Here is a 12,031-nt window from a genome sequence, read left to right on the forward strand (position 1 = left end):
GGTCGGGGTCTGGCGTCAGGCGGCGGGTGGCGCGTAGGGGCCGAGCTCCCGGATCGCCGCGTCGCGGAACGAGGTGTCGACGAGCTTCGCCGCGTCGACCTGGACGTCGAGCATCCCGTTGGCCCGGTAGAACTGCTGGCAGGTGTTGATCCAGTCGAGGCTGATCGCCTGGTCCGGGTCGAGGCCGGCCGGGTTCGTCCCCGCGATGTCCTCGGCGGGGATCCCCACGGCGTCGGCGATGATCGAGACGATCTTGTCCCGGTCCTTGCCGTGGAACATCGCGTCGTTGTAGGTGCGCACGCCGCGGACGTAGGCCGTCATGAACCGCTGGGCGGTGTCGTGGTCGGCGATGAACTCCTTGCCGTACAGCAGGGCGGTGGTGCTGGCGCCGTTCGGGGGCAGCTCCTCGGTCATGTCGGACACGGGCCTGGCGATCCCGCGGTCGACGGCCTGGGTGAAGAAGGGTTCCTGCATCACCGCGGCGTCGATCGCGCCGTTCGACAGCGCGGAGATCTGGTTCGGCGACAGCACCGGGGTGATCTCGAAGTCGGTGCGCGAGAAGCCGTACTCCTGCAGCAGCATGTCGAGGTAGACGATCTGGATCGACAGGTCGCTGTGGATCGCGAGCTTGTGGCCGCGCAGCGACTCGAGGGTGGCCCGCAGGTCCCCCTTGTCGAACTCCGGGCGCACGGCCAGCCGCGTCGCCGACATCGCCGGGAGCGACCCGCGGGCGGGTGCCATGAAGTTCTTGTCCCCGACGATCTTGATGCCGAGGTCCTTGGCGCCCGCCTGGAAGGTGCCGGGGGTGATCGTCGCCGCGGCGACGTCGAGGTGGCCGGTCGCCAGCGAGTTCGTGATGGCCGAGGCGTCGTTCATGCGCTCGAACGAGACCTGAAGCCCCGCCTCCTCGAAGTAGCCGAGCGAGTCGGCGATGAACAGCCCGGCGTCGGCCGCGACCTGCTGGCTCCCGATCGTCACCTCCTTCAGCTCGCCCGCAGGGGAACCGCCGCTGCCGCCGCACGCGGCCAGGAGCGAGAGCGCCGCGGCGGCGATCGTCGCCCGGACTGGGAAACGGAACATCGCGCCGAACCTTTCGTCAGTGGAAGGTGGACGTCGAGCAGGTGGAGAAGCGCCCGTAGCGCCCCGCCTCGTACACGAGGGCGGGCGCGTCGGACTGGGTCCTGGCATGGGCGATCCGCCCGGTGACGATCCAGTGGTCGCCACCGGGGAGGACGTCGGCGACCTCGCACTCCAGCACCACGGCGGTGCCGGTCGCGAGCGTCGGCGCCCCACCGCGGCCGTCGCGGATCACGGGGACGAGCGCGTCGAGCGACGCGTCGCCGCGCGCGAAGGCGGCCGCCCACCCGTCCCGGTCCGCGGCGAGGTAGTTGATGCTGTAAGGCCCCGCGCGCCGGACCTCCTCGGCGAACGCCGTCTTGGCGTCCACCGAGAACGCGGCCATCGGCGGTGAGCCCGACAGCGCGGTCGCGGACGTGCAGGTGATCCCGCGGACCGGGCCGTCGACGGTCCTGACCAGCACGACGGCCACGGGCCCGGGCACCCGCCGGAACGCGCGCGCGAACTCCGCGCGCGAGACGAGGCTTCCCGCCGCCTGCTCAGCCATCCCGCTGCCCTCCCGGCTCGTCCGGGATCGGGAAGCACGCGACCACGTCCGGGTGCCGCGCCGGGGCGGATCCCGGGCCGGCGACGAGGACGGCGGTGGCCAGCCATTCCGCGGTGGTCGCGGAGCCGGCCACGACCGTCACCTCGCGCAGGCCCGACCGCGCGGGCCGGCCGGTGCGCGGGTCGATGACGTGGTGGCGCCCGCCCTGCGCGCGCTTCGACGTGCCGCTGGTGGCGACGCCCCCGTCGCGGAGCAGGAGGGTGCGCCCGCCGGGCAGGCCGATCGGCCACCCCTCGGCCGAGGGGCCGCCGCCGCGGGCCGCCACGTCCCCGCCGAGACTCGCGGCGGCGTCGTCGCCGAGCCACCCGGCGGCGTCGTCGGCCCAGAGCCCCTTGGCGAGCGCGCCGAAGTCCACCGCGGACCCGCGGGCGAGGCGGGCGCGTCCCGGCCGCAGCTCCAGCACCTCGGTCAGCGCCGGCACGGCGGCGGGCGGCTCGGCCGGGCGCCACGCCGACGGCCACGGCGCGACGTAGCCCGCCCGGCGCACCGCGGGCGTCACGGCGATGTTGACCAGGCCGTGGCTCTCGACCGCCACCCGCAGCGCGTGCGCCAGCAGGCGCTCCATCTCCGGGCCGACCTCGACCCACCGGCCCGCCGCGCCGCCCAGCACGGCCAGCTCGTTGCCGTCGACGAACCGGGAGAACCGCCGCTCCAGGTGCCGAAGACGCGCCTCGACCTGCGCGAACGGGGTGGCCGGCGCCCCGACGGAGGCGAGGACGACCTCGCACCCGAAGACGGTGCACGGGTGGCGGCGCAGGTCCACCGCGAGCGAGGTACTCATGCCCGGGGGTTGAACGGGTCCTTGATGCCCTGGCCGGCGTCCACCCAGACGCTCTTCTCCTCGGTGTACTCGCGCAGCGCGTCCGCGCCGTTCTCGCGGCCGAGCCCGCTCTGCTTGTACCCGCCGAACGGGGTGGCATAGGAGGTCTTGCGGTAGTTGTTGATCCACACCGTGCCGGCCTCGAGCCGCCCGGCGACCCGGTGGGCGCGCGCGACCGACCCCGTCCAGACCCCGGCGGCCAGGCCGAACTCGGTGTCGTTGGCGATCTCGACGGCCTCGGCCTCGTCGCGGAAGCGCAGCACCGCCGCGATCGGGCCGAACACCTCCTCGCGTGCGATGCGCATGTCGCTCGTGACGTCGGCGAAGACCGTCGGCCGCACGAAGAGGCCATCCGGGTGCCCCTCGACCTCGGCCCGCGCGCCGCCTGCGACGAGCCGGGCCCCCTCCGACCGCGCGATGTCGACGTAGTGCAGGACCTTGTCGTACTGCGTCCGGCACGCGACGGCGCCCATCTCGCTGGACGGCGAGCGCGGGTCTCCCACGGTGATCGCGTCGGCGGCCTTCCCGAGCCGGTCGACGACCTCGTCGTACACGGTGTCCTGCACGATGATCCGCGAGCCCGCCATGCAGGTCTGCCCGCTCGCGCCGAAGATGCCGGCGACGGCACCGTTGACCGCGCCGTCGAGGTCCGCGTCGTCGAAGACGATGTTCGGTGACTTGCCGCCGAGCTCCAGCGAGACCCGCGCCAGGCGACCGCCCGCGGTGGCCGCGATCGCGCGCCCCGTCGGCGTCGACCCGGTGAACGCGATCCTGTCGACGCCGGCGTGCGCGGTGAGCTCCGCCCCGGTCGGGCCGAGGCCGGTGACGACGTTGAACACACCGGGCGGCAACCCGACCTCGGCGGCCAGCCGGGCGACGCGCACGGTGGAGACCGGCGTGACCTCCGACGGCTTCGTGACGACCGTGCACCCGGCCGCCAGCGCCGGGCCCAGCTTCCAGGCGAGCAGCAGCAGCGGCGAGTTCCAGGGCGTCACCGCGGCCACGACGCCCACCGGCTCGCGGACCGTGTAGTTGACCATGTCGCGCACGTGCAGCGAGTTGGTGGTGCCCGTGGGCATCTGGGCGAGGCCCGCGTAGAAGTTGAAGTACTCCCGCAGCAGCTTCGCCTGCCCGTGCATCTCGCGCATGAGCTTGCCGTTCTCGCGGACCTGCAGGTCGGCGAGCTCCTCGGCGTGCTCCGCCACGGCCTGCCCGAACCGGATGAGGAAGTCGGCGCGGTCGGCGGCGCGGTAGTCCGCCCACTCGCCGCGGAAGGCGCGCCGGGCGCTGCGCACGGCCCGGTCGACGTCCTCCGCCGAGGCGGCCGCGGCGCGGACCCAGCACCGGCCGGAGACCGGGTCGACGACGTCGAAGTGCTCGCCGGAGCCCGGTGCCACGGTCTCGTTGTCGATGAAGAGCCCTTCGGCGGGGCGGCTCTCGCTCATGGACGACCTCTGTTCGTGGGAGTGCGGGTGCGGTCGCGGTCCGACGCTATCCAATTGCCCTACAATTGGTCAATCCTACTGCCCCACAGTCAGTGTTAGAGTGCGCGTCGTGACGACGCCCTCCCGCCTGTCCCGGGTCCAGCACATCGCCTCGCCGATCCGGGAGCAGACCGTCATGGCGATCCGGGACCAGATCATGGAAGGGGTCCTGCGCCCCGGCCAGCGGCTCGTCGAACGCGAGCTGTGCGCCCAGCTGGACGTCTCGCGCAACACGCTGCGCGAGGCGTACCGCCAGCTGGAGGCGGAGGGCTTCGTCGAGATGCGCCCACACAAGGGGCCCACCGTCCGCCGGATCACCGAGAAGGAGGCGCGGTCGCTCTACGAGCTGCGCCAGGCCCTCGAAGGCCTCGCGATCCGGCTGTTCACCCAGCGGGCGGGCGAGGAACAGCTGGGCGAGCTCGAGCGCGCCTTCGCCGAGCTGAAGGCCGCACACGACAGCGGCGACGTCACCGCGATGCTGCACCGCAAGTACGACTTCTACGACGTGCTCTACCGCGGCGCCGACAACGACGTCCTGCGCGACCACGCCAACGTGCTGCAGGGCAGGCTGGCGCAGCTGCGCGCCCGGTCCCTGTCGACCGGTGGACGCCCCGCCCAGAGCATCCGGGAGATCGCCGGCGTCGTGGCGAAGGTCGCCGCCCGCGAGGCCGAGGCGGCGCAGGAGGCGTGGAGCCGGCACATCCACAGCGCCTACCTCGTGGTCGAGCAGGCGATGGCCGAGCAGGCCGACTCGGCCTGAGGGCGGGGCGGGCCCGCCGGCTACCAGCCGACGATCTCGTTGCGCAGGTCGCCGTACTGGGCCACGAACCCGGTCGCGAGCTGCTCCATGTGCTCGCGCATCACCCGCTCGGCCCCCGCCGGGTCGCCCGCGAGGATCGCGTCCACCACGGCCGCGTGCTCCCGAAGGACCTCGTCCCGGCGCGCCGCCGGCCGGTCCTCCGCGATCGCCCGCTCGGTGTAGATCTCCTTGAGGGACCGGCCGAACAGGTCGAGCACCCCGTTGCCGGAGATCCCGGCGATCAGGCCGTGGAAGTCCTGCGTGGCCGCCAGGTACCCGGCCCGGTCGTCCGGGCCGAGCTCGCGGTGCGCGTCGATCGCGGCCCGCAGCTCCCCGATCGCCGCCGCCGGCCGGCGCTGCGCGGCGAGCGCGGCCATCATCGGCTCCATGATCACCCTGGCTTCCAGCAGCTCCCAGAACCGGGTGCGGCGCAGCTGCAGGAACCAGGTCAGCGAGCGGCCGAACGCCACCGGGTCGGCCTCGCCGACCTGCGGGCCCCCGTACCGGCCCGGACGGACCCGGACCAGGCCGTTGGCCTCCAGCATGCGCAGCGCCTCGCGCACCGTGGCCCGGCTGGCGCCGTACAGCTCGGCCATCTCCGCCTCGCGCGGCAGCGCCGCCCCGGCCGGCAGGTCCCGGGCCACGACGTCGTCGACGATCCGCCGGGCGATCGCCTCCGTGAGCTTCACCGCCCGCGGCCGGGAGGATCCGAGCACGGCGCCTGTCACGCCCCCATCCTCCCCCGTCGCGCTCCGTCGCCGGCATCCGCCCGCCCCCGCCGCTAGTTGCCGGCCGGCTGGCTGTACCGGACGGTCGCCCCGCCGTCGATCACCAGCGACTCCCCGGTGATGTGCCGGGCGAGGCCGGAGGCGAGGAAGACCACGGCGTTGGCGACGTCGACCGGTTCGGCGACCCGGCCGAGCGGGATCTCGCGCCGGTACAGCGCACCGAGCTCCCCCTCCGCCAGGTGCCGCCGCCGCGGGCTCGCCGTCGCGCCGGGCCGAACCGAGTTCACGCGGACCCCGTGCGGGGCCGACTCGATGGCGAGGGTGCGCACGAGCGAGTCGAGGCCGGCCTTCGCCACCCCGTACGCCGCCCGCAGCGGGGACGACATCGTCGCGTTGATCGACGAGACGACCACGACGCTCCCCCGCCCGCGGGCCAGCATCCCCGGGACGAACGCCCGGGCCACCAGGAACTGCTGGCGGAGGTTCACCTCCAGGACGTCGTCCCACACCGACTCGTCCATGGCCGCGAACTCACGGGCCGGCCCACCGAGGCCGACGACGTTCACCAGCACGTCGACCTCGCCCAGCCGGTCCGCCACCTGCTCGGTGAGCGAGCCGACCTCGTCGCGCCGGCGCACGTCCGCGGCGAAGCCCGCGTGGCCCGCACCGGGCAGCCCGGGAACGGCGGACGCGACCCGCTCGACGTCGACGTCGACGATGCCGACCCGGGCGCCGAGCCGGGCCAGGAGCGCCGCGGTCTCCAGCCCGATGCCCTGCCCGGCACCGACGACGAGCGCGCGGCACCCGGCGAGGCCCGGGTCGAACACGGCCTCAGCCCTCGGAGGCGAGGACACCGGCCTTGGCGAAGTTGCCGGGCGGGATGTCCTCGATGACGATCGTGACGGTCTTCGGCTCGCAGCGGTAGGCGTCGACGACGGCGTCGGTGACCGACTCGACGAGCCGGCGCTTCTGCTCGGCGGTGCGGCCCTCGACGGCCTGGACGATGATGCGTGGCACGGTGTTGCCTCCTTGGTGGGATCCGGGATCAGGACACGGCGCTGGCGAGGACCGGCGCCACGGGTCGGGTGTCGGAGTCGGTACGCCAGCCGGTGTCGTCGTCCTCCCAGCTGGCGCCCAGGTCGCGGACGCTCGGCAGGACCTTGTCGTGGAACAGCAGCAGGCTGTCGCGCACCTCGTTGCTGGTCATCTCGCCGGCCTGGTTCATGAGGATGAGGTTGCCGACGCCCGTCGTCTCGTACAGGTGGCGGATCTTGTCGGCGACCTGGTCCGGGGTGCCGACGAGCGCGATGCCCTCGTCGACGAGCTGCTCGAAGGACTGCTTGCGGATCGCGCCGAGCGTGCCGCGCATCGCGGCCACCGCCGCGGCGGGCGAGGAGTAGCCGGGCGGGACCGCCGCGCCCAGGCGCTGCTTGCCCGCCTTCAGGTACCAGAGCAGCTTCCGCCCGACCTCGCGCGCCTTCTCCTCGGTCTCGGCGACGTGGCAGAGCGACAGGTAGGCGAACTTGTCCGGCCCCGGCTCCGGCCGGCCCTGCGCCTGCACGGTGCGCCGGTACAGCCGGAACGAGTTGGCCGTGTCCTCGTACGTGCCCAGCAGGTTGCACAGGGTGTAGCCCTGCCGCGCGGTCCACTCGACGAGCCGCGGCGTCGTGCCGCTGACCCAGACCGGGGGCGCCGGCTGCTGGTACGGCCGGGGCCAGATGCTGACGTACCGGTACTGGTAGTGCTCGCCCTCCCAGGAGAAGATGTCCCGCTGCAGCCACGCCTCCCTGATCAGGTCGTGGGCCTCGAGGAACATGTCCATGTTCCGGGCGGGGTTCTCGTTCGACGGGTAGGTCTCCCCCTGCACACCCCGGACGAAGCCGCAGTCGATGCGGCCGCCGCTGACGTTGTCCAGGAACGCGATCTCCTCGGCCACGCGCACCGGGTTCGACCGGTGCGGCAGCGGGGTGCCCAGCACCAGGATCCGGCCGTGGCGCGTCCGCGCGATGACCGACGCCGCGCTCAACGTCGCGGACACGTGCAGGGTGGCCGCCGACTGGTGGTGCTCGTTCACCATCAGGTTGAACCCGAGCTGGTCCGCAAGCTCGTACTCGTCGAGGTAGCGCTGGTAGAGGTCGTGCCCGAGAACCGGGTCGTAGTACCGGTTGGGCAGGAAGTACTTCAGGCCGCCGTGGGCCTGTTCGACCTCGGGCGGCACGTACGGGTAGGGCATCTCGCTGAAGTGGAAGAACCTCACCGCCGGGCTCCCTTCACCTGGCTGTAGAAGTCGGCGACCACCGCCTGGAACGCCGCCGGCTGTTCGAGGTACGGGTAGTGGCCCGCGTCGGCGATCTCGACGTAGGTGGCCCGCGGCATCCGCTCGGCCAGCTCCCGGCTGTGGCCCGCGCGCAGCATCCGGTCCTCGGCGCCCACGACGACGAGCGTGGGCACGTCGATCGTCTGGAACCAGCGGCTCAGCCCGCGGCTGTGCAGGAACGGCTTCCAGATGTAGCGGGCCAGCGTGGCGCGTTCGGCGAACGCGATCTCGTGCTCGGCATCGGGGAGGTCGGCCGGGTAACCCGGCATCCGCAGGTCCCGGCACCGCCGCGGATCGGCCCACCCCAGCTCGACCTGCTCGGCCGGGTCGAGCAGCAGCACGTCGCAGAACTCCCGGTCCATCGGGCCGAACAGCTTCACGCCGTAGGGCGCCACCAGGACCAGCGACTCGAGCGACCGCCCCGCCATGAGCGCCAGCTCCAGCGCCACCCACCCGCCGAAGCCGGCGCCCGCCACGTGCGTCGGGCGCGGGTCCGCACCGTCGAGCAGGGTGTGGCGGAAGTGGTGCGCCAGGTCCAGGGCGCCGTCCCAGGACTCCCAGCTGCGGTCCAGCGCGTCGAAGGCGCCCTCGAAGCCCGGGTAGCGGGGGACGTCGATGTCGAGGTCGCCGTCCTCGCCGAGGCGTCCGAACACCCCCGGCGAGCGGTCGACGACATCCGCGTCGTGGAAGAAGACCAGGCGGTCCACCCCGGTCACGGTCGTCATACCCTCCCACCTCCCTGCGCTCCAATTACCCTAATAATTAGGGTTGATCAGGGCAAGGGGTACCGACAGATCGGGATGGGGACGCTCAGTCGCGGGCGATCTGATCCGCGAGGCGGCGGGCCACCACCGCGAGCCCGCGGGCGCGGTCGCGCTCGGCGACGCCCTGCTCGCCCTTGACGTTGGCCGCGATCAGCTCGGCCGCCGTCGCCGCCGCCGCGGCGGCGAGATGCACGGCCGCCGCCGCGTCACCGCGCAGCTGCGGGTTGCCGTTGCGGACCAGGTCGGCCGCGAGCTCGGCGACCTCGCCCGCCACGCCGGCGATCGCCACCGGAACGGCGATCGCGTCCTCCCGGGCCCGCCGGACGGCCGCGGCCCGGCCGGGCTCGTCACGCGGGAGCCGGACCGCCGCCAGGAACCCCCCGTAGGCGGCGGCGTCGGCATCGGCCAGCGGGGCGGCCAGGCTCCGCAGCTCGTCGGCCCGTTCGGCGGCTCGCTCGGCTGCCGGGCCGTCGCCGAACCGGGCGGCCATCCCGGTGAGCCCGGCGGCCATCGCCGTGGCGAGCGCGGCGACCCCACCCCCGCCGGGCGCCGGGGTGCGGGCGGCGACGGATCCGAGTAGGTCGCCGACGGTCAGGTCGAGCAGGGAGTCTGCCGGTTCGGACATGGGGGATCAGGTACCACGTGCGGTCACCTCGCCGGCGGCCAGGCCTGCCACGGGACCGACGACGACCACGGCCGGCGGGTTGATCCCCTGCTCCCGCACCGCGTCCGCGACGGTGGCGAGGGTGGCGCGCAGCGACCGCTGGATCCGCATGGTGCCGTCCTGCACCACCGCCACGGGCGTGTCCGCCGGGCGACCGCCCGCGATCAGGGCCTCGGCGAAGGCACCGATCCGCTCCACCGCCATGAGCAGCACCACCGTGCCGCGCAGCCGGGCCAGCGCGGGCCAGTCGACGAGGCTGCGCGGGTCGTCCGGCCCGACGTGCCCGGACACCACCACGATCTCGTGCGCCACGCCGCGGTGGCTCACCGGCACGTCGGCGACGGCGGGCGCGGCGAACGCGCTCGTCACGCCGGGCACAACGGTGACCGCCACCCCCGCCTCGGCGCAGGCGAGGGCCTCCTCGAAACCGCGGCCGAAGACGTAGGGATCCCCGCCCTTGAGCCGCACCACGAACTTCCCCGCCCGGGCGTGCTCGACCAGCAGCTCGTTGATCCGGGCCTGGTTCATCGCGCGGCCGTACGGGATCTTGGACGCGTCGACGACCTCGACGTGCGGGGCGAGCGTGTCCAGCAGGTCGCGCGGGCCGAGCCGGTCGGTGACCACCACGTCGGCGCGCGCCAGCAACCGCCGCCCGCGCACCGTGACCAGCTCCGGGTCGCCCGGCCCGCCACCCACCAGCGCGACGCCCGGCCGCACCGGCTCCGCCGCGTCGTCCACGACCCCGGCGTGCAGCGCCTCGACCAGCGCGGTGCGCACCGCGGCCGAGCGGCGCGGGTTGCGCCCGGCGAGCACGCCGACGGTGAGCGCGCCGTGGCGCCCGACCGCCGGGGTGACCGCGCTGCCCCGCGGGGAATCGTCGGCGCGCACGCAGAACACCCGCCGCTCCTGCGCCTCGGCGCCCACCTGCGCGTTCACGGCGGGGTCGTCGGTGCAGGCGATGGCGTACCAGGCGCCCTCCAGGTCCCCGCGGCGGAACCCGCGCGCGGTCCAGCGCACCTCGGCGGCGGTGACCATCGCCTCGACGGCCGGGGTGACCTCCGGCGCCACGACCTCGACGTCCGCCCCGGCGGCGAGCAGCCCACCGAGGCGGCGCTGGGCTACGCCACCCCCGCCCACCACGACGACGCGCCGGCCGGCCAGGTCGAGCCCGACGAGATAGGGATCCACGTGCGCCATCATCCCGCGATGACGTGGCCGTGCCCGTGACCGTGTGCCGGGTCGTCCGGGTGGTGGTGGGGCGTCTGCGCGGCGCCGAGCTTGTCCTCGAACCCGGGGAGCAGCACGCGGTAGGCGCACGTGTCGCAGTTCATCCGGATGTCACCGTGCAACGCCTCGTGGTAGCGCTCCAACACCAGCTCCGCCAGCTCGGCGCAGTTGCCGATGTGCCCGGCCACCCGCACGTCGACGTCCGGGTGCTGCGCGGCGAACGCGCGGGCCTGGTCGCCCACCCGTCGCGGCAGCACCCCGTCGAAGAGGAAGTAGGGCGCCACCACGACCCGCCGCGCACCCAGCGCCCGGCAGCGGGCGAGACCGCCCGGCACGTCCGGGCCGGTCAGGGAGACGAACGCCGGCTCGACGAAGTCGTACCCGCGGCCCTCCTGCAGCAGCCGCGCGACCTTGCAGATCTCCGCGTTGGCGTCCGGGTCGGTGGAGCCGCGGCCGACGAGCAGCACCGCCGTCTCCCCGGCCGGGGCGACCTCGGCGACGCGCTCGGCCACGACCTGCTGCAGGAGCGGGTGCGGCCCGAGCGGGCGGCCGAAGACGTACGCGGTGGCCGGGTCGCGCACGACCTCGCGCTGCAGGGCCGCCGGGATGTCACCCTTCGCGTGGCCCGCCGCGACCAGCACCATCGGCACGGCCGCCATCGTCGTGCTCCCGCGCCCGGCCAGCTCCGTCCAGGCCTCGTGCACCGTGGGCGCCGACAGCTCGATGAACCCGCCGGCCACGTCCGCCCCGCCGTCCGTGTCGAGCAGCCCGCGCATGCGGCCGGTGAAGGCGACGAACTCCTCGACACCGGTCGCGTCGACCGTGCCGTGGCCGACGAGCAGCAGCGGCGACGCCACCTCAGTCCACCTCCGCGTAGAGCAGCGCGTTGACGGCGGCGGCCGCGACGGCGGCGCCACCCCGCTCGCCGCGATTGCTGACCGCCGGGAGCCCGGACGCCCGCAGCGCGGCCTTCGCGGCCACCGCCCCGACGAACCCGACCGGCAGGCCGACCACGAGCGGCGTGCGCACCAGGCCCGCACCCGCACAGCGCACGAGCTCGGCCAGCGCCGTCGGCGCGTTCCCGATCACCCACACGGCACCCTCGGGGTGCCGCGCGACCGCGGCGCGGATGCCCGCCGCGGAGCGGGTCAGCCCCGGCTCCGGGTGCTCGGCGAGGTCGAGCGCGACCACCGCGGGCCGCGCCGTGATCCCGGCGGCCACCATCCGGACGTCGGCGACCAGCGGCGCCCCCGCGAGCAGCGCCTCGCGGCCCACGAGCAGGGCGGCCTCGGCGACGACGAGATCACCGGCCCACGTGGTGTCGGCGCTCGTGTGCACCACCCGCTCGACCACCGCGCGCGTGAGCGGGGTCAGGTCGGAGGTGTCGAGCCTGCTGCGCAGGATCGCGTACGACTCCTGCTCGATCGGATGCACGGCGGCGCGCGCGTTCACGATGCTCCTCCCCGGGTGTCCACGCCCGGACGGGGTCGGCGGTGGGCGCCGCGCGAGGTCTGGCTGCCGCGGGTTCGCGGATCACAGTGGCG

General features: G+C 74.3%; 14 protein-coding genes. 1 reads left to right on the forward strand and 13 read right to left on the reverse strand.

Annotated features, from left to right (window positions below):
• Positions 1-15: 15 nt before the first annotated feature.
• Genes ACU436_RS26830 through ACU436_RS26845 form a run of 4 tightly spaced genes read right to left on the reverse strand, consistent with a single transcriptional unit; the run spans position 16 to position 3,949 of the window.
• Entirely contained in the window at positions 16-1,080 is a 1,065-nt protein-coding gene (locus ACU436_RS26830) for an ABC transporter substrate-binding protein (RefSeq protein WP_459029729.1), read from the reverse strand.
• A 16-nt stretch (positions 1,081-1,096) separates the two neighbouring features.
• Complete coding sequence (locus ACU436_RS26835; RefSeq protein WP_459029730.1) at positions 1,097-1,624, reverse strand: flavin reductase family protein; 528 nt, start codon at positions 1,622-1,624, stop codon at positions 1,097-1,099.
• Positions 1,617-2,465, reverse strand: a complete 849-nt coding sequence (locus tag ACU436_RS26840; protein WP_459029731.1) for an FAD:protein FMN transferase — start codon at positions 2,463-2,465, stop codon at positions 1,617-1,619. The genes ACU436_RS26835 and ACU436_RS26840 overlap by 8 nt, the downstream gene beginning before the upstream one ends.
• Positions 2,462-3,949, reverse strand: coding sequence for an aldehyde dehydrogenase (locus ACU436_RS26845; protein ID WP_459029732.1), 1,488 nt, complete (start codon positions 3,947-3,949; stop codon positions 2,462-2,464). Before ACU436_RS26845 ends, ACU436_RS26840 begins: the two co-directional genes overlap by 4 nt.
• Positions 3,950-4,058: 109 nt before the next feature.
• Here ACU436_RS26845 and ACU436_RS26850 point away from each other — a divergent pair, with 109 nt between their 5' ends.
• Positions 4,059-4,748 carry a GntR family transcriptional regulator gene (locus ACU436_RS26850; protein ID WP_459029733.1) on the forward strand — a complete coding sequence of 230 codons (690 nt, stop codon included), beginning with the start codon at positions 4,059-4,061 and terminating at the stop codon, positions 4,746-4,748.
• 20 nt (positions 4,749-4,768) lie between these two features.
• Here ACU436_RS26850 and ACU436_RS26855 read toward each other — a convergent pair whose 3' ends face one another.
• The 9 genes from ACU436_RS26855 to ACU436_RS26895 all read right to left on the reverse strand — a co-directional run bounded on the left by ACU436_RS26855 (position 4,769) and on the right by ACU436_RS26895 (position 11,939).
• Positions 4,769-5,515, reverse strand: coding sequence for a FadR/GntR family transcriptional regulator (locus ACU436_RS26855; RefSeq protein ID WP_459029734.1), 747 nt, complete (start codon positions 5,513-5,515; stop codon positions 4,769-4,771).
• 53 nt (positions 5,516-5,568) lie between these two features.
• Positions 5,569-6,342 carry an SDR family NAD(P)-dependent oxidoreductase gene (locus ACU436_RS26860; RefSeq protein ID WP_459029735.1) on the reverse strand — a complete coding sequence of 258 codons (774 nt, stop codon included), beginning with the start codon at positions 6,340-6,342 and terminating at the stop codon, positions 5,569-5,571.
• 4 nt (positions 6,343-6,346) lie between these two features.
• On the reverse strand, positions 6,347-6,532 hold the full coding sequence (locus tag ACU436_RS26865; protein WP_459029736.1) for a 2-hydroxymuconate tautomerase family protein: 186 nt from the start codon (positions 6,530-6,532) through the stop codon (positions 6,347-6,349).
• A gap of 28 nt (positions 6,533-6,560) precedes the next feature.
• Positions 6,561-7,772, reverse strand: coding sequence for an LLM class flavin-dependent oxidoreductase (locus ACU436_RS26870; RefSeq protein WP_459029737.1), 1,212 nt, complete (start codon positions 7,770-7,772; stop codon positions 6,561-6,563).
• Positions 7,769-8,557 carry an alpha/beta fold hydrolase gene (locus ACU436_RS26875; protein ID WP_459029738.1) on the reverse strand — a complete coding sequence of 263 codons (789 nt, stop codon included), beginning with the start codon at positions 8,555-8,557 and terminating at the stop codon, positions 7,769-7,771. Before ACU436_RS26875 ends, ACU436_RS26870 begins: the two co-directional genes overlap by 4 nt.
• An 85-nt stretch (positions 8,558-8,642) precedes the next feature.
• Entirely contained in the window at positions 8,643-9,221 is a 579-nt protein-coding gene (locus tag ACU436_RS26880) for a cyclodeaminase/cyclohydrolase family protein (RefSeq protein WP_459029739.1), read from the reverse strand.
• 6 nt (positions 9,222-9,227) lie between these two features.
• Entirely contained in the window at positions 9,228-10,457 is a 1,230-nt protein-coding gene (gene cobA / locus ACU436_RS26885; protein WP_459029994.1) for a uroporphyrinogen-III C-methyltransferase, read from the reverse strand.
• Positions 10,457-11,344 (reverse strand): sirohydrochlorin chelatase, encoded by an 888-nt coding sequence (locus tag ACU436_RS26890; protein ID WP_459029740.1) that lies wholly within the window; start codon positions 11,342-11,344, stop codon positions 10,457-10,459. The genes cobA and ACU436_RS26890 overlap by 1 nt, the downstream gene beginning before the upstream one ends.
• Before the next feature lies 1 nt (position 11,345).
• Positions 11,346-11,939 carry a precorrin-8X methylmutase gene (locus ACU436_RS26895; RefSeq protein WP_459029741.1) on the reverse strand — a complete coding sequence of 198 codons (594 nt, stop codon included), beginning with the start codon at positions 11,937-11,939 and terminating at the stop codon, positions 11,346-11,348.
• Between the last annotated feature and the right edge of the window lie 92 nt (positions 11,940-12,031).

This window comes from Pseudonocardia wallangbongensis, from assembly GCF_054486945.1.